The sequence below is a fragment of the Nocardiopsis sp. EMB25 genome, from assembly GCF_026797795.1.
Lineage (GTDB): Bacteria > Actinomycetota > Actinomycetes > Streptosporangiales > Streptosporangiaceae > Nocardiopsis > Nocardiopsis lucentensis.
On sequence record NZ_JAMTDN010000001.1, the window covers coordinates 5,331,699 to 5,353,713 of the forward strand.

14 protein-coding genes are annotated in these 22,015 nt (G+C 72.8%); 8 read left to right on the forward strand and 6 right to left on the reverse strand.

Translation table 11 applies throughout. From position 1 onward, the window contains the following. Positions 1-30: 30 nt before the first annotated feature. From eccCa to KIK06_RS23675, 5 genes are all read right to left on the reverse strand, one after another. Positions 31-4,029, reverse strand: coding sequence for a type VII secretion protein EccCa (gene eccCa, locus KIK06_RS23655; RefSeq protein ID WP_268645150.1), 3,999 nt, complete (start codon positions 4,027-4,029; stop codon positions 31-33). An 87-nt stretch (positions 4,030-4,116) separates the two neighbouring features. Further along, positions 4,117-5,571 (reverse strand): DUF6177 family protein, encoded by a 1,455-nt coding sequence (locus KIK06_RS23660; protein WP_268645151.1) that lies wholly within the window; start codon positions 5,569-5,571, stop codon positions 4,117-4,119. A gap of 115 nt (positions 5,572-5,686) precedes the next feature. Then, positions 5,687-6,148 (reverse strand): hypothetical protein, encoded by a 462-nt coding sequence (locus KIK06_RS23665; RefSeq protein ID WP_268645152.1) that lies wholly within the window; start codon positions 6,146-6,148, stop codon positions 5,687-5,689. Between the two features lie 2 nt (positions 6,149-6,150). Then, complete coding sequence (locus KIK06_RS23670) at positions 6,151-9,012, reverse strand: DNA/RNA non-specific endonuclease (RefSeq protein WP_268645153.1); 2,862 nt, start codon at positions 9,010-9,012, stop codon at positions 6,151-6,153. Positions 9,013-9,271: 259 nt separating this feature from the next. Beyond that, complete coding sequence (locus KIK06_RS23675) at positions 9,272-9,646, reverse strand: DUF6507 family protein (protein ID WP_268645154.1); 375 nt, start codon at positions 9,644-9,646, stop codon at positions 9,272-9,274. 371 nt (positions 9,647-10,017) lie between these two features. Here KIK06_RS23675 and KIK06_RS23680 point away from each other — a divergent pair, with 371 nt between their 5' ends. From KIK06_RS23680 to KIK06_RS23705, 6 genes are all read left to right on the forward strand, one after another. Beyond that, positions 10,018-10,347, forward strand: a complete 330-nt coding sequence (locus KIK06_RS23680) for a hypothetical protein (RefSeq protein WP_017599161.1) — start codon at positions 10,018-10,020, stop codon at positions 10,345-10,347. 24 nt (positions 10,348-10,371) lie between these two features. Beyond that, positions 10,372-10,674: a pore-forming ESAT-6 family protein gene (locus KIK06_RS23685; protein WP_017599162.1), complete on the forward strand. Its 303-nt coding sequence runs from the start codon at positions 10,372-10,374 to the stop codon at positions 10,672-10,674. 76 nt (positions 10,675-10,750) lie between these two features. Beyond that, positions 10,751-11,728 (forward strand): TNT domain-containing protein, encoded by a 978-nt coding sequence (locus tag KIK06_RS23690; protein ID WP_026127711.1) that lies wholly within the window; start codon positions 10,751-10,753, stop codon positions 11,726-11,728. A gap of 68 nt (positions 11,729-11,796) precedes the next feature. Beyond that, positions 11,797-13,122: a type VII secretion integral membrane protein EccD gene (gene eccD / locus KIK06_RS23695; protein WP_026127712.1), complete on the forward strand. Its 1,326-nt coding sequence runs from the start codon at positions 11,797-11,799 to the stop codon at positions 13,120-13,122. A 13-nt stretch (positions 13,123-13,135) separates the two neighbouring features. Continuing rightward, the gene (locus KIK06_RS23700) at positions 13,136-14,044 is read left to right on the forward strand and encodes an ATPase (protein ID WP_268645155.1); all 909 of its coding nucleotides are present in this window, start codon (positions 13,136-13,138) and stop codon (positions 14,042-14,044) included. Positions 14,045-15,423: 1,379 nt separating this feature from the next. Next, positions 15,424-15,891 carry a hypothetical protein gene (locus tag KIK06_RS23705; RefSeq protein WP_268645156.1) on the forward strand — a complete coding sequence of 156 codons (468 nt, stop codon included), beginning with the start codon at positions 15,424-15,426 and terminating at the stop codon, positions 15,889-15,891. Positions 15,892-16,151: 260 nt separating this feature from the next. Here the strand turns inward: KIK06_RS23705 and KIK06_RS23710 are convergent, their stop codons facing one another. Continuing rightward, entirely contained in the window at positions 16,152-16,895 is a 744-nt protein-coding gene (locus KIK06_RS23710; RefSeq protein ID WP_268645157.1) for a hypothetical protein, read from the reverse strand. 209 nt (positions 16,896-17,104) lie between these two features. On the opposite strand from KIK06_RS23710, the gene KIK06_RS23715 reads away from it, so the two are divergent. Both KIK06_RS23715 and KIK06_RS23720 read left to right on the forward strand, forming a co-directional pair. Beyond that, the gene (locus tag KIK06_RS23715) at positions 17,105-20,059 is read left to right on the forward strand and encodes a sigma-70 family RNA polymerase sigma factor (RefSeq protein ID WP_268645158.1); all 2,955 of its coding nucleotides are present in this window, start codon (positions 17,105-17,107) and stop codon (positions 20,057-20,059) included. 197 nt (positions 20,060-20,256) lie between these two features. Beyond that, positions 20,257-22,008 (forward strand): NYN domain-containing protein, encoded by a 1,752-nt coding sequence (locus KIK06_RS23720; RefSeq protein ID WP_268645159.1) that lies wholly within the window; start codon positions 20,257-20,259, stop codon positions 22,006-22,008. Positions 22,009-22,015: the final 7 nt, after the last annotated feature.

The following is a 22,015-nucleotide window of genomic DNA, read 5'->3' on the forward strand; positions in this document are numbered from 1 at the left end:
GCGGGCCGGGCCCGTCCCGCCGTGGTCGTGTCACCCCCGGCCGGAGTCGCCCGGCCCCCGCAGAGCGGTCTGCATCAGCCGGGCCGAACCGCCGCGCGCCACCCACTTGCCGCGCCCGGGCGGCTGCGGCGAGGCGTACAGCCGCGGCAGCAGCTGTCCCTCGCTGCGGTCACCCGACATCACCAGGGCGCCCGTACCGATCTCCCGGATCGCCTGCACCAGCGGATCGAACAGACCGCGCCCCGCACCGGCCACCCGGCGCGCCACCACGAAGTGCAGGCCGATGTCGCGCCCGTTGGACACGAACGGCACGAACGGTGCCAGCGGCTTCTGGCCCGCCGTCGTGAGGACGTCGTAGTCGTCGGCCAGTACGACGATCCGGGGGCCCTTGATCGACCCCGGCTCCAGCGCGTCGAGGTCCCCGTCCTCCGGCAGACGGCCCTCCACCTCCTTGGCGACGCCGCCCGCCAGCCCCGCGCACACCCGCGGACTGCTCGCGTAGCCGCCCATGTACTCCTCGGGAACCACGTTGCGCAGGGTGCGCCGGGGGTCCATCACCGCGAACACCACCTCGTCGGAGCTGTACCGCTCCACGAGCCCCTCGGCGACCAGGCGCAGCAGGTTGGTCTTCCCGCACCCGCCGTCGCCCAGGACCAGCAGGTTCTGGTCGTTGTCGAACAGGTCGAGCAGCACCGGCTCCAGCGCCCGCTCGTCCACCCCGATCGGCACCTTCTTGGGCTCGGTGTCCCGGGTGGGAAGGGTGCGCGCCGACAGCTCGTGCGGCAGGATGCGCACCTCCGGCGCCCGCTTGCCCTTCCACGCCCGGTTCACGGAGCGCACGGCGGCCTCCACGACCTCGCCCAGGTCCTCGTCACCGGCCACGCCGTCGAACCGGGGCAGCGCCACCTGCCCGAACAGCTCCGCGTCCGTGAGCACCCGGCCGGGTGCCTTGGCGCTGACGGTCTCCGCCAGCTTGCGGTCGATCGTCGACTCCGACGCGTCGTTCAGGTGCAGCTCCACCTTCTGCCCGAAGTTGGACTGCACCGCGATGCGCACGTCGTTCCACCGCAGCATCCCCGCCACCACGTGGACGCCGTACCCGCCGCCGCGCTGCAACAGGTCGGTGACCATCGTGTCGATGTCCTCGAAGTCCTTGCGGATGGCGCCGAACCCGTCCACGCACAGCACCACGTCGGCGCTGGCCAGCTCGGGCACGTCACCGCGCGCGTGCATGCGCCGCAGCTGCTGCACCGAGTCGATCCCCCGGTCCCGGAAGACCTGCTGCCGGTGGTCCAGCATGCCGCGCAGCTCCTCCACGGTGCGCCGCACGCGCTCGGAGTCGGTGCGCACGGCCACGCCGCCCACGTGCGGCAGTCCGGCCAGGGACTGCAACCCGCCGCCGACCAGGTCCAGGCCGTACACGGCCACCTGCTGCGGCGTGTGGGTGAGCGCGAGGGACAGGACCAGCGTCCGCAGCAGGGTCGTCTTGCCGCTCTGCGGGCCGCCGATGACCGCCGCGTGCCCGCCCGAGGCGGTCAGGTCCAGCTCCCACACGCCCTGCCACTGCTTGGTGGCGTCGTCCAGCAGCCCGATCGGGATCCGCAGGTACCCCCGTTCGCCGGGGAGCCGCAGCCCCCGCTCGGTCTCCTCGGGCTCCCCGACCACCGCGTCCAGCGTCGTCACGGGCGGCAGGGGCGGCAGCCAGATCTCGCGTGTCCGCTCCCCGTGCCGGGAGAACTGGCCGACCATGACGTCCAGCAGCGTGGGACCGACCGTGCGGGAGGGCATCGGCGACTCCTCCGGGGCGGATTCGGCCTCCTTCACCGCCGAGGTGTCGTCCTGCTGGTTGTAGGCGGTGTACGGGCGCACCGACGGCGCGGTGTCGTCCTCCTCCTCGGCCACCGGGCCGCGGTAGGGGCCGGACACGTAGCCCGCCTTGAACCGCTGGTAGACGCTGGTGTCCACCTTCAGGTAGCCGAAACCGGGCAGTGACGGCAGATGGAAGGCGTCGGGGGTGTTGAGCACGGTGCGGCTCTCCTCCTCGGAGAAGGTCCGCAGGCCGAGCCGGTAGGAGAGGTAGGTGTCCAGACCGCGCAGCTTGCCGCCCTCGATGCGCTGACTGGACAACAGGAGATGCACGCCGATGCTCCGGCCGATCCGACCGATGGACAGGAACAGTTCGATGAAGTCGGGGCGCGCGGTCAGCAGCTCGCCGAACTCGTCGATGATGACGAGCAGGTGCGGCAGCGGCGGCAGGCTCGGGTCGTGTTCGCGCTTGAACGTGTAGTCGCCGATGTTGGCCACGTTTCCCGCGTCGCGCAGCACCTGTTGGCGGCGCTGCACCTCGCCCGACAGGCTGGAGTACACGCGCTCGATCAGCGCGGCGTCGTCCTCCAGGTTGGTGATCACACCGGCCACGTGCGGCATGTCCTCGAACGGGGCGAAGGTGGCGCCGCCCTTGTAGTCGACCAGGACCATGCTCACCCGCTCGGGCGGGTGCGAGGCGGCGAGCGCCAGGACGAGGGTACGCAGCATCTCGCTCTTGCCGGAGCCCGTCGCGCCCACGCACAGCCCGTGCGGGCCCATGCCCAGCTGCGCGGACTCCTTCAGGTCGAGGACGACGGGTTGGCCCATGTCGTCCACGCCGATGGGTACCCGCAGGAACGCGCGCTCACTGCGTGGGGACCACAGGCGCTGCACGTCCATCGAACCGGGGTCCTGCACCCCCATCAGGGAGGGGAAGTCGACGTTGCCGCCCTCCTGGGCGCTCTCCTCGACCGACTCCGGGGAGAGCCGCAGCGGCGCGAGCATACGCGTCAGGCCCATGAGGGCGGCCGCGGAGACGTCGTCCACGGTGCCGGTGGTCACGACGGGGTCGGCTCCGCGCAACTCCTCGACCCGGACCTGGTCACCGGTCACCGTGACGCGGACGTTGACGTCGCTGGGTTCGTCGATCTGCCGCGACACCAGGTGCAGCACGGTCACGCCCAGGTCCGCGGGGTCGAGCGCGTGGTCGGGGCGGACCAGTTCCGCGGCGACCCTGCCGTGGGTGTCGTGGACGACGAGCAGACGGCGGAGCATCTGGTACGCCTCGCGCTTGCCCATCCCCCGTCGCACCTCCGACGCGAAGTCGGTGCGCGAACGCAGTTCGTCGGCGAGCAGCCCGCCCAGCTTTCCGGGGTCCGGGGCGATGAGGCGGACCGCGGCGCCGCCCTCGCGCCGCTGCGGGTCCAGGACCTGCGGCAACCACGGCAGCCAGGTCCAGTCGTCGGCGTTGTCGGCCGGGTAGGAGACCGCCAGGCCCGCGTCCTCGGGCGCGTGGAAGGCGCCGAACTGGGCGGCCAGGGAGCGGACGAGGCGCATCACGTCGTCGCGTTCGCCGATGACACTGACGTTCCCGGCCATGTCCAGGGGCAGGGTGAGCGGCATCTCCGGGATCGACTCGAACCGCCGGATCGCGGCCTGGGCCTCGGAGAGCATGAAGGGATCGGTGGGGGTGAGGGCGGTGCCCTGCTCGGCCAGCCGCAGGAGACGCCCCTCGGTCAGCCCCGTCCCGACCCGCACCCGCAGGAAGTCGCGATGCCTGCGACGGCGTTCCCACAGCCGCGTGGGGTCGCGAATCACGTCGTAGAGGGCCTCGGGCGGGGGATCGAGGAGCCGGGCGTGGGCACGCGTGCGCTGTTCCCATCCGCTGAGCTCCTCACGCAGCTCCTCCAGGTACTGGAGGTAGAGCTCCCGCTGGTTGCGGCGCTGCCGGGCGACCTGCCCCCGGCGGGAGAACAGCATCGCGAGCGCGCCCAGCAGCGCGACGCACAGGAGCACGCCGCCCAGGGCCATGAACGCCGGGTTGCGCATGACCATCATGATCGTCAGCGACGCCATCATGCCCACCATCGGGAGGATGGACATGAGGGGGTTTCCCTGCGCCTTGCCGTCGGGAAGGGTGGGCGGCGCCTCCACCTCGTGGGTTTCCTGAACCGGAGCGGGGTGGACGGTCCGTGTCGGCCGGTGCACGACGCGGAGGCTCATCGGCGTTCCTCTCGGCTCGGGCTGCGGGGTGCGCGGGGAGGGGCGTGCCGGAGGGGGCACGCCCGGCGCCCACAGGACGCGGAAACCCTATCGAAGTCGGTCCGGACGTGATGTTTCGGCGGAATCCGTGGAGCCGTCGGGGCGCAGATGGGCCATGAGTGCCCGGAACCGGTCCCAGCCGTCGGGCTCGACCCCGTCACCGACGCGGAACCAGACCGAGGGGGTCAGGGGCGGACCGAAGGGGACGCCGTCCACGGGCGCGGACAGGGCCCGGTCCCGTCCGATGTCGGAGACGGCGTCCGGGCCGATCGCCATTCCGACGGGCACGGGCACGCCCGACCACCGAGGGGCGTAGGTCAGGTCTGCGCGTCCGGCCAGGCGCCGCACGACCATGGTCTGAAGCACTCCGCGCGAGGTGAGCTCCCCGACCAGGGGCGCCAGCGACTCGAGGTCGGGCTCCTCACCCGGAGCGTGGCCCACCGCGAAGGTGACGCTCTCCCGGACACCGTGGGCGGTGCGGCTGACGCGCTGGGTGCCGCAGAAGGGCCGGACCCCCTCATCGCGTACGGCCTCCGGAGGGCCGGCGAACACGGTCCAGGTCTGACCGGGGGCACGGCGGCGGCACGTCGCGGTGAGCTCGGCGCGGTCCCAGGCCCGGGGGAGGGGCTCACTGGTCCCCCACAGGGAGGGAGGGGCCCCGCCCAGGGCCTCCGCCAGGAGCTCGGTCGCCGCGCCCAGGACCAGACCGTCCTCGGCGGGGTGCTCCACGTGCAGGTCGATGAGCAGCTGGGCGGCCAGGTCGCGCCCCGACCCCCGGAAGGCCTCGTGGGGGCCGTCCTCGACGCGTGCCGTGGAGTCGACCACGAAGCCGGACTCGGGGTCCCAGACGAGGGGGACGCCGTGGAAGCCGTCGTAGTGGGCGCCGTCCGGGGCGCGCACCACCCAGCGGGCCGTGGGGGTGGCGAGCATCGAACGCAGGGCGTGGGTGACGCGGCTGGTGGAGGGCGTGACGAGTTGGAGTCGGCGCCCCTCCCTCCCGTGGGTGGCGACGGCGTCGACGAGCCAGGGGGACATGGGCACGAGGGGGCGGTCCTGGACGACGACGAAGCTCGTGCGGGTGCTCGCGGCGACGGCCGGATGGTCGGTGGTCCCGGACAGCGGACCGCCGTCCCGGTCCAGACGCGCCTCGGGTTCCCACACGGTGCCGCCGTGCCGGGCGGCCAGGGAGCGCGCGAAGCGGCGGGCGATCGCGGCGGTGTCGGTGCCGGCGAGGTCGGTTCCCCGGGCCTCCACCCAGTAGGGCTGTGCGGGGAGGTCGTCGCTGATCCCGTCGGTGAGGAGACGGTCGGCCTCGGCGGACAGGGCCAGGCGCTGGGCGGCCTGCGCCGCGGCCACCAGCCGCCCGGAGTCGTCGCGCAGCTCGACCACCGCGCCGTCCGCGACGAGCCGGACGCGCAGCCGGGGGCCCGCCTGGACCAGGGCCTTGATCAGTGAGTCCCGACCGGGGGAGCTCGACAGCAGGGCGACCACGTCGTGGCTCACGGGGATCTCCTCGGGGTGTCGTGGCGTGTGTGGGACGCGCCACGCGGACCGGCGGTGCGTGGGTGGCGGGGGTGTCCGGGGCGGGACCGGTTCCGGCCCTCCCCGCCCGGGGGCGTCAGTTCGGGTCGCCCTCCTTCCGCTTCATGGCCTGGTGCGCCTCTACCAGCTTCTCCCTGAGCCAGTCCGGCAGGCTCTCGAAGGGACGGGGGAAGTGGTCGAGGTCCTCGAAGAAGGTCTTCGGGTCGACCTCGAAGCCGAAATCCGGTTCGGAGTCGTAGTCGTAGTCGACGGAGAAGCTTCCCGGACGCCGAATGGTGTACGCGGCCGTGTACCACGTGCCCTTCCCGTCGTCGTGCATTCCCGCGCGGAGCCTGCTCATCAACGGCACCGCCTGGAGGGGGAATTTCCCCTTTCTCGTCTCACCGGTGTCCGTGGTGACGGTGAGATCCGTCGTCGACATTCCGACGACGGCGGAGAACTCGGCCCTGATCTCGGACCAGTCGTCCGGGACCGAGTCCAGGATCAGCCCTCCCACCTGCTGGAGGATCTCGTGCTGTTCGTCCGGGGGCATCGTCATCGTCAACTGCTCGTTTCGGTCTCGGACGCCTCCGCGGCGATGCGCTCGGCGTAGGTCCGTGCGGTGGGGGAGTCACTCCTGCGGTCCGGGACGTTCTGGTACTGGATCGGCTTCTGAGGCTGACCGTCGATGGAGTAGTTCACCTCGACGACGGTGGGGACGTCCCCCTCGTCAGGGTAGACGGCCTCGAACGACACCCGGACGTCGTGGCCCGCGTCCAGTTGGTCGCGCCAGAACTGCTCCAGCCTGAAGAAGTTCGTCTCCTTCGTCGTGCCCTTCTGGATCTGGTTGAGTTCGCGGAGTTGGGCGTACAGGTTGATGGTGTGGCCGCTGCCGCCGAAGCCCGTGCCGAAGAAGTGCCCGCCGTCCCAGTCGGCGTCGTGGAATTCGGGGTCCGATCCGTATTCGGCGCCGCCCTTGCGGCCCTCGGCGCCCTGGTCGGCGGCACGGTAGATGTCGTTCTTCTCCTCGAGGCTGAGGCCGCCCTGGTCCGCGTCGGACCTGACCCGCTGGAGCTCGCCGTGGGCGTGCACGGTCCGGCTCTCGGAGTCGGTCTCGTAGTGGTACCGGTGGCCCCTGTTCTCCAGGACCTCGACCGAGTAGGTGGCGTTCTCCCGGGGGTACTTCAACTCCGGGTTGCGGTTGCCCTTCTCCCCCGCGTGCGTCTCGACGTGGGTGATCCTCCCCTCGTCGTCGGTGTAGAACTTCCCGCGGCCCTTGACGTCGTACATCGAGTTCGGTTCGAGCGGCCACCTCGGGTTGAAGCGGGAGTTCGGGCCGGGGTATCCCTTGTCCCCCTTTCTGAGCTCGTGGACGTTGTCCTCGTGGACCTCGGGAGGCCGGTAACGGGCCTCGGGGTCGTTCCCGCCCCCCGCGCCGCCGGGCCTGTCGGAACCGCCCCCGTCGGAGCCGGAAGCGTGGTCGGAACCGGTGGACGCGGTCCGGAGCACGCCCTCGTGCGGATCGGCGGGGTCCGCGCCGTCCCCGTCGCGGGGCGCGTCCGGGCCCCCGCCGTCGGGCGGGTTCGGGCCCCGGAACGGCGTGGTGTTCCCGGAACCGCCGTTCCCGTCCACGCGCTCGCCCGAGGTCGGAGCGTCCTGGCGGACGATCGGACCGCCGTTGTCCACGCTGTCGGTGACCCCGTTGCGGGGGGTGGTGCCGCCGTCGCCCGCGCTGTTGGTGACCACCGGGCTCCCGTGGGAGGCGTCGGCGTCGGGCACGCGGTCGCCGTCGAGGCCGTCGGGCAGGTCGTCGCCGGTGCCGGTGAGGTTGAACTGGTTCCGGCCGGTGCCGCCGTCGTGTTCCATGGCGTCCGCGCGGGCGACCGCGCCGACGGGCACCTTCGGCGGGGGCGCGTCGGAAGGGGAACCGGGGGTCTGCGACATCTCCCAGGCGGGGTAGTCCCCGGCCGTGGCGTCCATGCCGTCGAAGGTCCGGCTCAGGGAGGGGTCCAGCCCGAGTTCCTCCAGCAGGCGCTCGCTCTCCGAGACCTGCTCGACCGTGGGGTCCCGCGTGGCGTCGTCGCTGTCTCCCGCTCGACTCCGGTCACCGGTGTCCGGGACCTGTCCCTGTCCGTCGTGGGCGTTCAGGCGCAGGAGCCGGTCGATCGTGCCCCGCAGGTCCGGCATCCGCCCCAGGTCGACGTTCCTCAGCGGGTTCAGGCCGCTCAGGTCGACACTGATCCTGGGCATGCCGGGATTGCCGTAGGCGGGCAGGCCGCGCGACAGGTCGATCCCGTCCAAGGACACGTCCGGAACGCGCGATCCGCCCATCTTGTCGAGCATCGCGGCACCGCGCCAGGCCATGAGCGGGACGCCGACCACCGCGCCCACACCGGTCGCGGTCAGGACCGCGCCACCGACGGTCGCGCCGATGTTGAGCAGCGCGGTGCCGATCACGTACCCGGGCCGTTCGCCCCACTCCTCCCAGGGCACGACCGCGTGCGCGGCGTCCTTCCACGCCGAGCCGACGCTGTCCCATCCGGACCAGCCCCAACTGTCGCCCTCGGCGTCGTACATGCCCACCAGGGACGCGGCGGACTGGACCGTGCCCTCCCAGTGCTCCCACATGGCGTCGCCCCAGGAGGCCTCGAACCAGCCCTCGGAGCTGTAGGCGCCGACCATGCCGCCCAGGCCCTCGACCGCGCCCACGCCGTAGTCCCACACCGCGTGTCCCGCGTCCACCCACCAGCCGTGATCGGTCTCCACGGGGGCGCCCCAGGCCATGGGCACGTCGGACAGGTCACCCTCGTAGCCGTGGACGTAGTCGTTCCCGTCCAGTTCCTGTTCCCCGCTGAGATCGCCGGCGACGAAGTTGGTGCGGCCCGTGATACCGGCGTTGATCGCGTTGGCGCAGTTCCGCTCGGCCTCCTCGTACTCCTGCTGGAGCGCGACCGCCTCGGCGTGGAGTTCGTTGTTCCGGCCGACGTTGCCGCTCTCCTTACCCCAGAGCCGGTCCCACCAGCCCTCCGCCTGGCGCCACTCGTCGGTGCTGGTGTCGATGGTGGCGAGGAAGGCCTCGGCCTCCGTCTTCAGGGTGTTCCAGCGTCCCTTGATGTCCCGTGCCCGCTCGGCGAAGTCCTCCAGGGCGCTGGCGGCGTCGTCCATGGACTCCTCGACCTCGTCGCCGTCGGTGGCGACGGGGTCGAGTACCGCGAACAGCGTCTCGGACTCGGGCGCCGCGTAGCACGACGAGAGCCCGGCCCACTGGGACTTGATGTCCTGTCCCACGCCGGCGAGTTCGGATCCGTGGGACCGGAGCCGGGAGGCGAGTCCCTCCAACGCGGAGGGTGAGACCTTGGGGATCGGCCAGGCTTCGGGGTTGACGGCGCCACCCGGGTTGGGCGTACACATGTCAGCGGTCACTGGAGGGTCTCCATCTGAGGCTGAGGTCAGTCAGTGATCCGGGCACGGGTGCGGGGGCCCGACGGTCATGGGTGGACGGGGCGTGCGGGGGAGAGGACGGACGGGTGCTACCGGTGATGATGCCGAACGGCGCGCGAAGGTTCCCTGTGTGTGCGCTCACACACGGAGCCGTGGGGCTGGGTCCTGTTTTCGGGAACGGTGACCCGAGGGGCGTCGTCACACGGTCCGCAGCGCGGCGGAGGATCCGAAGAACACCGCCCTAGAGGTACTGCGCGCCGTCGGGGTTCTGGGGGGCCGGCTCCGGCTCGGGGACCTCGCCCGCGCCCGCCTGTGCCTCGGCGGCCATGTCCAGCTGGCCGTTCACGTAGTGGGTGGTGGCGTCGCTGGCTCCCTGGATGGCACTGACCGTCAGGCTGGCCATGCCGCCCATGAGGCCGAACTGCTCCGTGGCGAACTCGCCCAAGGCGATGGAGATCGGGCCGCTGTCCGCCTCCTCGCTGATCTCCATGACGCGGTCCTCGATCTTCTCCATGCATCCGACGAGGCCCTCGGAGCCGCCCTCCTCGCCGATGAGACCGGCGACGGAGGACAGGACTCCGCCGACCTCGCTCGGCTGGATATCCCATGTCGACATGGTGGTCGCTTCCCTTCGTGAAGTTCGGTGACGGGAGCCGGTGGTGCCACCGGCGCGCGAACGGGGGCGCGCGTCCGGAAAGCTTACGGACGGCCCCGTCCCCGGAGGTCGGAGGTACCCGCGGGGAGGACCGGGGCACGGTGGGGCCGTGGCCGGTTCCGGTCAGCTCCCACGCTGTACCCTCCCCTTTTCCACAGGCGCTGATTCGCGCTTTTTCCGTCGTTATCCACCGCTGTAGTATTTGGAATTCCCACCAGTGGGATGACTGCGACCCGCAGTCGGTTTCGTGGACTCGGAACCGCCACGGCACCGCGCGCGTCTCCCCCCTTGGAGGCGACCGCCTCGCGAGGACCCCGAGGAAAGGTGAACGGATGTCACGCTGGGACGTCGGCGAGTCGACGCTGGCCACCCTGTCGCAGAACACCGCGGGCAGCGGTGACGAACTATCCACCCTCATCACCCAGCTCGTCCAGGCGGCCGAGCCCCTGTCCGGCAAGTTCGACGGACCGGGTAAGGCCGCCTTCGACTCCTTCAAGAGCCGCGCCGACGCGATCACCGCCGACCTGCGCGCCGGACTCGGCTCCGTCCAGGAAGGGCAGTCGGGCATGAACGCGGCGTTCCAGACCGGCGCCCAGACCATGGCCGACGACGCCAACCAGAACATGTCCGCGGCCAACTTCGACGCCGCCAAGTTCAAGTAGTCCCCCGACCTGAAGGAGCTCCAGATGTCCTACGGACGCAACGCCTTCGACACCGGTGCCTCCGCGGAGGTGCAGGGCGACATCAACACCATCACCAACCGCCTCGAGGCGATCATCGGCGAGCGCGACACCGACGTCAGCCAGGCCCTGGCGGACTTCGAGGCCGACGGTGTCTCCGAGGAGTACAGCGCGAAGGAACTCAAGTGGCACCAGGCCGCCAACGAAGTTCGTGACATCATTCGCCTGGTGCGGTCCACGTTGGAGACCAACGACGCCACCGCCCAGGAGTCCCTGAGCCGCGCCAGCGCCGCCGTCGCCAACATCTGACCGGCCGCGGCGAGACAGGCGGTGACAAGGCTGCCCCTCCCCAAGGGGCGGTCCGTGAGCAGAACGAGGAGTGCTGTTGGCCCGCGACTACGACAGCCAGCTGCTTGAGTCCATCGCGGTCCGCCGCCAACGCCTGCGCGAGGCGGTGCTCTTCGGCGGCCAACGCACTCGGCGCCGCCTCGACGAGAACATCGGCAAGGTGGTGATCAGCGCCTGTCTGGCCGCCGTGGTCTGCGGGGCCACGGTCGGCTGGTCGTTCGTCACCACCACGCTCAGCAACCAGCGGATCGAACAGGAACAGGCCGCGTCCGGCCCCGCGAGCAACGCCATCCCGCAGTTCCCCGGGGACTGGGTGGGCGCCGAGGTCACCCTGGAGATGGCCCGTGAGGAGCTGGCGGCGGAGGGCGTCCCCGACTCCCTCTACGTCCTGCCCGGCGACGACCGACCGGAACCCGGGACGGTCGACAGCTACTACCTCCTCACCCAGGACGACGAGGGCTACCTGGACTCCTCCGTCATCGCCTTCGACCAGGGCCGCACCGGGCTCCAGTTCAGAACCGAGGACGAGGCGGCCCGCTGGCTGTTCCGGGAGCTGGCCACCACCGAACCCGAACCCTCTCCGCTGACCGCGGCCGAGGAGGAGGCCATCGCCGCGTCCGCCGCGGAACTGACCACCGAGGTGCGCGAGAACCTGGAGGAGCGCAGCGGCGACTCCTACCGCCACACGCTGGAGGTCGGCGACGTCGTCGACGCCTTCGGCCAGGAGAGCGGCCGGTTCCTCTTCCCCGACGGCACCCCCTTCCCCGCTCGGGGCCTGCCCGAGCACGCCCGCACCGGCCTCGACGGCGAGGACCTCTACCACCGCTACCGGGTCATCCACCCCTTCCAGGTGGGCGCCACCACCGCCCCCGCGAACGGGGCCAGCCCGGGCGGGGGCGTCCGGTTCGGTCTCGACACCGCCGGGTTCGCCGAGGTGCCGCCGGTACCCACCGTGCGCTGGCTGATCGGCAATGGCTACCTTGAACGCGTCGCCGTGGGCGACGTGCCCTCCTGACCACCGCACGATGTCGGACCCCCGACCTGGCGTGACCCCCGCCAGCGAGACAGCACGATTGGAAGGCCATGACCGCTTGGAGCCGGGTGACGCTCGTCGGCGAGGAGCGACGCGTCGACGCCGTCCTGCCCGCGTCGGAGCCCGTGGGCGCGCTCATGCCCGAGGTACTCGACCTCCTCGGTGACGAGGTGAGCAACCCGGCGCGGTTGCGGCACCTGGTCACGGCCTCCGGATCGGTTCTGGCGGGCGACACCACCCTCGCGGACCGGCAGATCACCGACGGCGCGGTCCTGCGGCTGGTCAGTGCGGAGGAACCCGTACCGGCACCCGTCGTGCACGAGGTGCCCGAGGCGGTGTCCATGGCACTCGACGGACACCAGGGGCGGTGGACGCCCGCCGCGGCCCGGTGGACGTCCACACTGGCGCTGGTCGTCCTGACCCTGAGCACGGGTTGGGTGGTCCAGGGCTTCGCGCCCGGAGGCGCCGCGATCGGCGCGATCGGCGCCGCGGCGGCCCTGCTGGTGGCCGTGGGCGCGTCGATCGGACCCACGTGGCGCGAACCCCTCGGCACGGCACTCACGATGAGCGGCGCGGCGATGGGCGGGCTGGGTCTGTGGCTCGCCTGCGACCTGTTCGACTGGCCCCAGTGGGTGCGCTGGGGCGGGGTCGCCGCTCTCGTCGCGGGGCTGGTGCTGCTGCTCGGTCTGACCTCCGGACTGGGCCGGGGCGGGTTGACGGGGGGTGGAGTCGGTCTCGCGCTGGCCGCCGTGTGGTCGGCGGGTGCGGCGCTCGGGCTGCCCCAGCACCAGGTGGCCGCGATCATGACGGTGGCCTGCGTGATCCTGCTGAGCATCCTGCTGCGCCTGGCCCTGATGTTCTCGGGGCTCGCCGTCCTGGACGACAACCGCAGCGCGGGCGGCGCGGTCACGCGCGCGGACGTGCTCACCTCCGTGGCGGGCGCGCACCGCAGCCTGGTCATCGCGACCGTCGCGGTCGCCGTCGCCGCCGCGATGGCGGGCATCGGACTCGCCGGGCGGTTCAATCCCTGGACGGTCGGCCTGTCGGCGGTCCTCGCCATCGTGATCGCCAGCCGGGCACGGCAGTTTCCCCTGATCGCCCAGAAGTCCGCACTCATCGTCGCGAGCCTCGTGGTCCTGGTGAGCGCCCTGTTCTCGCTGGCGGACGCCGTGCCGTGGGGTGCGTGGCCGGCTCTGGGAGCGGCGGTCGCCGTGGCGGCCATCCCCACCGTGGTCCTGTCCATCGAGCAACCCGAACACGTGCGGGCCCGCCTGCGCGGTGTCGTCAGCAGGTTCGAGGCGATCGCCGTCGTCGTGCTGATCCCGTTGGCCGTCGGCGCGTTCGGAACCTACGAGCGGCTCCTTGCCACGTTCTGACCTTGGAGGGACGTTGAGCGTTACGCAGAAGGCGGCCGCGTCCGCCGGTCGGGCGGTCCCGGGTGACAGCGTGCCCCGCAGGGTCGGGCGCGCCGCGTTGCGCCCCTTCCGGCCGGCGGACCAGGTGGCCGAGGCGGTGGAGGTCGGCCGACGGTTGCAGCGGTCCACCGCCACGGGGCGGCGGATCGTCGTGGACGACCTCGGGACGGGCGCGGACACGGCGGTGGTGACCGCCCTGCTCGCCCGGTCCTACGCCCACTACCGGCACGACCGCGTGCTCGCCGTCGACGCGACCGGCCGGTCACCGTCGTTGGGGACGCGGTTGGGCGCCGAGGAGGCGCCGGACCTGGCGGAGGGGGTGGACGGCGCCGCCTTCGAGGTCGCCCGCGAGGGGTTGGCGCAGACCGGTGACGGTCTGTGGACGGTCGCGACGGCCCGGGACGACGCCGCGGTCTACGCGTCCCGCCTGCTCCCGCTGTCCCGGTTCTTCGGGGTGACCCTCGTGGCGGGCGGGGCGGGTGCGGCCTTCACGGACGTCGTCGGTGAGTCGGCGCATGCCCGGGTGTGGGTCGTACGCGCGACCCGTGCCGCGACGGCCCGGGTGGGCCGGGCCCTCGACCTGTTCGTCCAGGGCGGTCGCGAGGACGAGGCGCGGCGGACGGTGGTCGTCCTGTTCGACGAGCGGCGGCGTGAGGATCCGAGGCTCGACGCGGTGCGTGCCGGGCGGATCGTGGCGGAGAGCGGGGCGGGGGTGGTGCGCCTGGCACACGACCGCCACCTGGCCCAGGGGGGAGAGGTGCGCACGCGCCGGATCGCCGAGGCCACGCACCGCACGATTCTCGATGCGGCGGCCGAGGCGCTGAACAGGGCGGTCGACGGCGACCACCCGTACTCGGAGACGCGGAAGGGAGAGCGCCTGTGAACCGACGGGATCCGCACGAGCCCGAGGACCCGGAGCGGCGGGAGCGGCCGACCGGGCCCGAGAACGACCAGCGGCCGGGCCCGCCTCCGCACGGGGCACCCGGTCAGGGGCCCGCGAACGGGAACGGCCAGACGTACATCCCGCCGACCCCGTACGCGATCCAACGGCCGCGACCGTACGAGCCGACCGGACCGAACCAGAGTCCGTGGGAGGCCGCCTCGGGCCCGAACCAGGCGTGGTTCTCCGACTCGGGACCCCAACAGGTCCAGCGGCCTCAGGATTCGGGGCCGCAGCGGCCTCCCACACCTCCTGGGAGGACCCCGCCGTCCTCGCGCGTCGTCGCCCAGGACTCGGTGGCCGAGGCGTTCCTGTCGGGTGCGCCCCGCCCGGAAGCCCCACCCACGAACCCTTCGACACCCCGAGGGACGCCGACACCCCCGGGGGCGCCGACGTCACCGGGCGCCCCGGGGCCGTGGCCCCCGCCACCCGACCCGGCGCGGCGACCCGTGCACGGGGGCGCGGCGGTGCCTACTCCCGGGGTTCCCGGTTCCGCGCCCCCGCCGCCCTCCGGTCCCCCCGGTCCTGGAGCGCCGCGGTCGGGTGCGTCCGGGCACGGCCCATCCGTTCCGGCGGCTCCGCCCTCGGGCACTCCCGGGCGGGGGATGAGGGCGCCGGGCGCACCCGGCTCCGGCGTTCCCCCAACGCCCGTGCCGCGCGGTCCCGGGCAGGGGACCCCACCCTCGGGCACACCTACCCACGGGGTCACCGACCCCGGCATGTCCGTGTCGGGCACGTCCACGTCCGCCGGGGCTGCACACGGGGACGCCCCCGTGTCGCCCTGGGCGCCACCGCCCCCTCCCGGACCGTCCGAGCAGGGGGCTCCCGCGTCGGAGGCGCCCGTGCCGGGGGCACCCGGTCCCGGCGCCGCGGCGCCCGCGGCACAGGGTTTCGCGGCCCCGCCCCCCGGTACCCCCGGGCAGGTGACGCCGGACCCGGACACGTCCGGGCGAGAAGCCGGGGCGTCCGGCGCATCCGGGCCCGGCGTCTCCCCCGCACCCGCTTCGGATGAGCCCCGACCGGCCGACCCCGTGCCCGGTGCGGACACCCCCGACCAGGGTGGGACCGGGAACGGGTCGCCCGAGTCCGAAACCGTGACACTGACGCGCGGTGACCTCGCGTCGGCTGCTCCCGGCCCAGGGGGGACCGCGACGCCGGAATCAGCCGTGTCCGGCGACTCCGGTCCACCCGCCTCCGACACCTCGGGTACGGGCGGCTCCGCGTCGCCCGCGCGGGTGTGGTTCGGGACGGCGTCCCCGCCGGAAGCCCCCCGTCGGGCTCCGGGCTCCCCGCGCCCACCGGTCGACCGACAGCCCCGTCAGGTGGGCGCACCGCGCCCGGCCGACCCCCCGGTCGTCGGTGCTCCGGGGGCGGACGACTCCACGCACCCCGACGCGGAGGAGACGGACGTCTTCGTCGTCCTCGGCTCCGAACGCAGGGCGCGTAAGGAGAGGAGACAGGAGGAGGGTCCGGACCCGCTCCCGTACCTGGGCGCCCCCGTGTCCGAGACCGAGTCGGAACCGGCGGAGGGGGCGGCCGAAGCCGCGCCACCGGAAACCGGGACCGCCCCGGCCACCCCCGCGGCTGGTGCTCCGCCTGTCCCGGACGACCGGGAAGTCCAGGAGGGGGCGGGCGCTCCGGCGTCGGCCGACGCCGGTTTCCTCACCGCCTCCTACACGGCGGTCCCCGGCGGGTACGAGGCGCGCATCACCGAGATCACACCCGTTCCGGTCTCGCGTCTGCGCCGCGCCGTCTTCACGGTGACCGGGGGCCGGGTCAACCTCGGTTGATCCCGTGGTCGGGTGGCATGCGGGGAGGCGCGCCCGCCTCCCCTTGCGGACGCGCCTCCGGGGGCGCCGCGTGGCGGCGCTCCCCTCACCGGCTGGTTCCGTGGGTCGCCCTCACCGAGGGCCAGAAGACCCGGGAACCGTTCCGGCTCGCCGACCCTCCAGCGCCCCTCCCCTCAACGGGGCGGGGGGTCGGCCAGCCGCCCGTGCCGGATCTCGCCTCCCTCATGGCGGACCGCGCGGCACCGGGCGGCGTCATGTGGTCATCCGTCCGCCCTCCCCAATCCGTCGATCAGGGTCATCGCCTCCCTGAGGGCCGGTGGGAGCGGGACCGCCCACACACCGGCGCCGTGTTCCCAGCCCGGTCCCCCGCGCAGCTCGCTGAGCCGCCCGTCCAGGTCCTCCGCCTCCTGCGCGATCACCGCGATCCGGCTCCGGCTGAGCAGGCACACCGACTCGCCGCGGTCGAAGAACCGGCGCAGCTCGTAACCGAGCACGATCAGCCGCGCCGCGCGCCGCCACGGGTCGAGCGTCGGGTCGAGCGTCACCACGATCAGCCGGTGGTCCACGGTGGGGGGTCCGTCGTCACCGATCGGATACAGCTCCCCGAGCCGTGTGCGTAGGTAGGCCGGTGTCGCCAGCCCGGTCAACGCGTCCTGGCAGGTGTTGGCGGCCCGTGCCCCCTCCGCCCACCCCTCGGCCATGGCGCGTACCAGCCTCAACGGGGGGTCCCCCCACTCCACGGCCTCCGTGAACGCGGCCAGGTCCGCGAGGCTCCGCCCGATCCCGATCCCCGCCCGTGCCCGCGCCGCTCCCAGACGTCCGGACGCGTCCGCCGGATCGGCGCCGGTCGCGAAGGCCGCGCAGACGGCGTCCACCGCGGGCGTCCACCAGTCCTCCGTCCGGTCCCACACCGTCTCCCGGCTCCGACTTCCCCACAGGGCACGGAGTTCCCGGACGCGAACTCCGCGGTCGCACGCCCCGGTTCCCCGTCCTTCGTCACCCATGGCACCGCTCCCCCCTGTCGCCCGGACCTTCGGCACGCGGTCGGGGCCCGTACCCTCGCGGTGGGCCGTTCCGCTCGCCTCTGTCTTGGATTACGGAGAACGGTGGCGGTCATGACGCCGATCAGGGATATTTTTTTCGGGGACCTGTAAGTTCGACGCCGATCCGGCGTTTCTCCCAGCTGGCAGGGGATGTCGAGAAAGGACGCCGTGTGACCGACGCCGACGGCAGTCACACAGAGCTACTCACTGGTGACGAAGAATTCATCAGGCGCGTACGCGGTGGTGACACCGCGGCCTACGGTGTGCTCTACGAACGCCACGCGACCGCCGCTCGCGGTCTCGCCCGCCAGCTCCTGCGCGGCGAGGCCGAGGTCGAGGACGCCGTCGCGGAGGCCTTCACCCGGGTGCTCAGCGTCATCCAGCGGGGTCAGGGCCCCACGGACTGCTTTCGTCCGTACCTGCTGACCGCCGTCCGCAACGCCGCCTACGACCGGGGGCGCGGCGAGAAGCGCCAGGTCGTCACGGACGACATGGAGAGCCTCGATCCAGGACAGCCCTTCGTCGACCCCGCTCTGGCGGGCCTCGAGCGCTCCCTCATCGCCCGTGCCTTCCTTTCCCTTCCCGAACGCTGGCAGGCGGTGCTGTGGCACACCGAGATCGAGGGGGTCAAGCCCTCGGAGGCCGCCCCCATCCTCGGTATGAACGCGAACGGCGTCGCCGCCCTCGCCTACCGTGCCAGGGAGGGCCTGCGACAGGCCTACCTCCAGATGCACCTGGCGGGCGGAGGCGCCGCGGAGCCGTGCCGCCCCACCCTCGGCCTGCTCGGCGCCTACGTCCGGGGCGGTCTGGCCAAACGCGACACCGCCAAGGTCGGCGCGCACCTGGACGAGTGCGCTGACTGCCGCGAGGTGTACGCGGAGCTGATGGACGTCAACGTCGGGCTGCGCGGGACCATCCTTCCCCTGGTGGCCGGTGCCGGAGCCGCGGGTTATCTCGCCTCCGTTCCGGGCGGCGCCGCCACCGGCGCCTGGTGGGGGCAGATGTCGCGCGGCCAGCAGCAGGCGACGGTGGGCGCCACGGCCGCGGCCGGGGTCGCCGTCGCGGTCGCCTTCGCGCTCGTCGGCGGACAGGAACCCCTTCCCGACCCGCCAACCGCCGCGCCACCCGTCCAATCAGCTCAGCCCGTCCCCCAGGACGATCCCCCGCCAGCCGACCCGCCGCCCGTGAACCCGCCGCCCGTCGCACCGGTCACCGCCCCGTCCCCCTCGGAGGAGCCCGAGCCCGCGCCGGACCCCGTTCCCGAGGTCGTGCCGCCCGCCGACGTTCCAGAGGCCGAGGTGTCCGGGGAGGAGGCGCCGGAGCCCTTGTTCGCGGCGGGCATCGACCCGGTCGGTTCCCTGGTCCCCGGCGGTGACGGGATCATGGTCATGGACGTGCGCAACATCGGCGCGGCCACCGTGGACGAGGTCGTCGCCCTCATCACGCTGCCGCCCGGTGTCGAGATGGTCTCCTCCGGTGGCGCGGGCAACGCGCTTCCCGGAGCGGCCGGACACGGGGACTGGAGCTGCTCGGCGGGCAGCAACGGGGGCCGCTGCGTGCACCCCGGCCTGGACGCCGGACAGGACAGTACGCAGTTCTTCGACGTCCGTGTGGCCGGGGACGCCGACACCGGAGTCCCGGCCACGGTCGCTCTGTCGACCGGGGACGTCTCCGCCACCGCGACGGGTGAGCGGGGGGTGAGCGCCGACGGGGTGGCCGCGCGCTACGCGACGGCCGGCCGGGTCCGGGCGGAGACCGTCGGCAACGCCCTGATGACGTGTGTCGAACCGGAGCTCCCCGAGCCTCCGGTGATCCCCTGGCCGTGGCCCTGGCCCGAGCATCCGCACGATCACGGGCACGGGCACGGGCACGATCACGACGGCGGCCAGGGGCACCCGGACGGTCGTTCCGACGAGGCTCCGGGCGGGGACGCGTCGGAGGGCCCCGTTCCGTCACCCGAGGCCGACACACGCCGTGCCCCGAGCGACGAACCGCTCGACCCGGGGCTGGACCCGCTGCTCGAGGAGGCTGACGGCGTCGGGGACAACGGGGACGGAGGGAACGGTGAGTCCTCTGGGGACACCGGAGCGACCGAGGGCGACCCCTCCCCGGTCGGCGGGGAGGTGGGCGGCCCGGTGACCGCTGACGGTGGCGACGGCGCTCCGGACACCCCGGGTGTTCCCGCGCCCCCCGTCACCTCCGGGAATTCCCGGGCTTCCCAGGTGCTGGACTCCTCGGAGGGCCAGAACGGCCCCGCGGACGCGGAGAGCCCGGAACCCACGCCCCGCACCGGGGAGGAGGCCACCGAGTCCACCGCGGAGGGACCCTGTGCCCGGGCCCGGTCCCGGGAGGGGTACCTGCTCGACAACGACCACTGGTCGATGGGCCCCCTCGACCGTGACCGGAACCCGGACACCACCTCCTCCAGCTCCGCCGCCTGGGAACTCCCCGAGGGCGGTGAGGTGCGCTGGGCGGGTCTGTACTTCTCCGCGGCCGGACGGCCGCAGACGCCGACCGCGCGGATCAAGGGGCCCGCGGCGGACGAGTACCGGACCGTCGCGGCGGACGAGGTCCACGTCGCCGACCTGCCCGGGTACCCCGTTTACCAGGCCTTCACCGACGTCACCGACATCGTGCGCGCCCACGGTGGCGGTGAGTGGTGGGTCGCCGACGTCCCCTCGGTCGAGGGCCGCGGCGTCTACTCCGGGTGGAGCCTGGTCGTGGTGATGGAGGACCCCGAGGTCAGGTCCTACAACCAGGCGATGGTCCTGGACCACGCCGACGTCGTCTTCCGGGGCGGCGGGGCCGGCTTCCCGGTCTCCGGGCTGCTGCCCGCGGCGGTGCCCTCCACCGTGGACGTCGTCGCCTGGGAGGGGGACGCGGGCCTGGCCGGGGACTCGGTGACGGTGGACGGGACGGTCCTCGCGCCGCACGGCGGACGCGCGGGTGCGGGCAACGCCTTCGTCAGCTCCGCGCGCGGGGCGGTGGGGGACCCCGCCGCGTTCGGGACGGACGTCGTCCGATTCGACGCAGTACTCGGACGGGAATCGGACATCCGAATCCACTCCCAGCAGGATGCCTTGGTGGTCGGTGTGATCGCGCTGACCGCGCCCATGCGGACCTGAGGCCCGACTCGGCATGACATCCCGGTCACGCTGCGTGGGATGCGGAAAGCCCGAGTCACCTCGGATGTTCGTTCATGCGTAGCGTGACCGTAACGGTGGGTGTTCGCGGCTGGCACGCAAAACGAGACAGACTTGGCTAGGCTGTGGCCCGGTCATGGGTATGGCCCCAGAATCAACAGGGAAGGGGGCGGTGTCACGTGGACCGCTGCGCGTTGTTCGTCGACGCGGGATACCTTCTCGCGGACGGCGCGATGGCCGTACACGGAACCCGCAACCGGGACTCCGTCTCCTGGGACTACTCCGGTCTCGTCCAGTTCCTCAACGAGGTGGCGCGGGATCGCACCGGCCTGCCGCTCCTGCGCTGCTACTGGTACGAGGCCGTCGCCGACGACCGGCGCACCCAGGAACAGGACGGCATCGCCGACATCCCCGGCATCAAGTTCCGCGCGGCCCGGATACGGCCCGGTCGCCGCGAGGGAGTGGAGAGCTACGTCCAACGCGATCTCACCACCCTGGCCCGCACCGGTGTGCTGTGCGACGCCGTCCTGGTGAGCGGTGACGAGGACATGGCGTCCGTCGTCGCGGACGTGCAGGACCTGGGCGTCCGCGTCACCGTCGTGCACATCTCCGTCGAGGGCAACTGGACCATCTCCCGCACCCTGCGCCGGGAGTGCGACGACCTCATCGAGATCGGCGCCGGTCACCTGCGCCCACACGTCAACCTGCTCACCAGCGGCGGATCCTCCCAGGAGAACGCGGCCAAGACCACGACGCCGTTCGCGAACGGCCGTGCCCGGTCGGCTCCCGAGACCCCCCGCCAGCCGGTCGAGGCCCAGCCCGGGGGCAGCCGGGTCGAGCCCGCCGGGACCACGGGCGGCGGTCTGGAGGGGATCTTCGCGGGAACCGGGCCCCAGCCCGTTCCGCAGGGCAGTGCCATGGAGCAGTTGCGCGCGATGCGGCGGTCCCTCGCCCAGCAGCGCGGCGACCACCTCGCCGGTCCGGCCACGGACACCCGGCAACCGGGCCCGATCGACGCCAACGGCTTCCCCTCGGGCGCCCAGACCCCGATGAACGGCAACGGCGCCTACCCGGGCACGACGCCGTCGCCGACCGGACCCGGCGGGCAGAACGGCCAGGGGGTCTATCCTCCCGGAGACCAACCGGTGCGGGGCGCGGAGCAGAACGGATACGGCCTTTCCGGCAGACCAGCCTCCCCGCAGCCCGGTGCCAACACCCATGCCGCGGCGGGCCCCCAGCCCGCGTTCACGGCCGGCACGGGGCCACAGCAGTCCTTCGCGGGCGGGACGGGGAGCCAGCAGTCCTTCGCGGGCGCGGCCGACGCGCAGCAGCCGTTCGCCGGTGGGACGGGGCCCCAGCAGTCCTTCGCGGGGGGAACCGGGCCGCAGCGCTCCTTCGCCTCCGACAACCCCCAGGGCCACCCGCCGCCGCAGAGAAGCGGGCCGCCGCCCCAGGCGGACCCACGCTTCGGTCCGGGGGACAATGCGGGTTTCGGGGGTGCGAACGACGCAAACCCTACCTATGGGACCAGTACGGAAACTGACGCCGCCCGCCGCGGCGGGGCGGCTCCCGGATACGGGGGTCCGCCACGTACTGGTCCCGAACACGACGAACGCTTCGATCCTCGGGGACACCAGGAACCCGGTTCCAGTCCTGGATATCCCCAGCAGACACGCGCCGCCGCGCATACCGTTGACGATGCGGTGCATGTCGCACGCAAAGAAGGGAACGACTTCGCGGAGTCGATCGCGCGCGAGGCGCCCGCCCTGTGGGTCGAGGCGGTTCTCGCCCGGAGACCCCGGATGCCCTCCGACCTGGAGGCGCGTCTGCTCCAGGGCTCTTCGCTGCCGATCGACCACCTGTTGAGGGACGAGGTCCGGGACGGACTGCGCCAGGGGTTCTGGCAGGCACTGGAGCGCGCCAGGCCCTGATCGGCGC

Coding starts and splice junctions, on each gene's coding strand:
- KIK06_RS23675 (WP_268645154.1), bottom strand. CDS start 9,646: ATGTCGACATGGGATATCCAGCCGAGCGAGGTCGGCGGAGTCCTGTCC.
- KIK06_RS23680 (WP_017599161.1), top strand. CDS start 10,018: ATGTCACGCTGGGACGTCGGCGAGTCGACGCTGGCCACCCTGTCGCAG.
- KIK06_RS23685 (WP_017599162.1), top strand. CDS start 10,372: ATGTCCTACGGACGCAACGCCTTCGACACCGGTGCCTCCGCGGAGGTG.
- eccD (WP_026127712.1), top strand. CDS start 11,797: ATGACCGCTTGGAGCCGGGTGACGCTCGTCGGCGAGGAGCGACGCGTC.
- KIK06_RS23710 (WP_268645157.1), bottom strand. CDS start 16,895: ATGGGTGACGAAGGACGGGGAACCGGGGCGTGCGACCGCGGAGTTCGC.
- eccCa (WP_268645150.1), bottom strand. CDS start 4,029: ATGAGCCTCCGCGTCGTGCACCGGCCGACACGGACCGTCCACCCCGCT.
- KIK06_RS23665 (WP_268645152.1), bottom strand. CDS start 6,148: ATGACGATGCCCCCGGACGAACAGCACGAGATCCTCCAGCAGGTGGGA.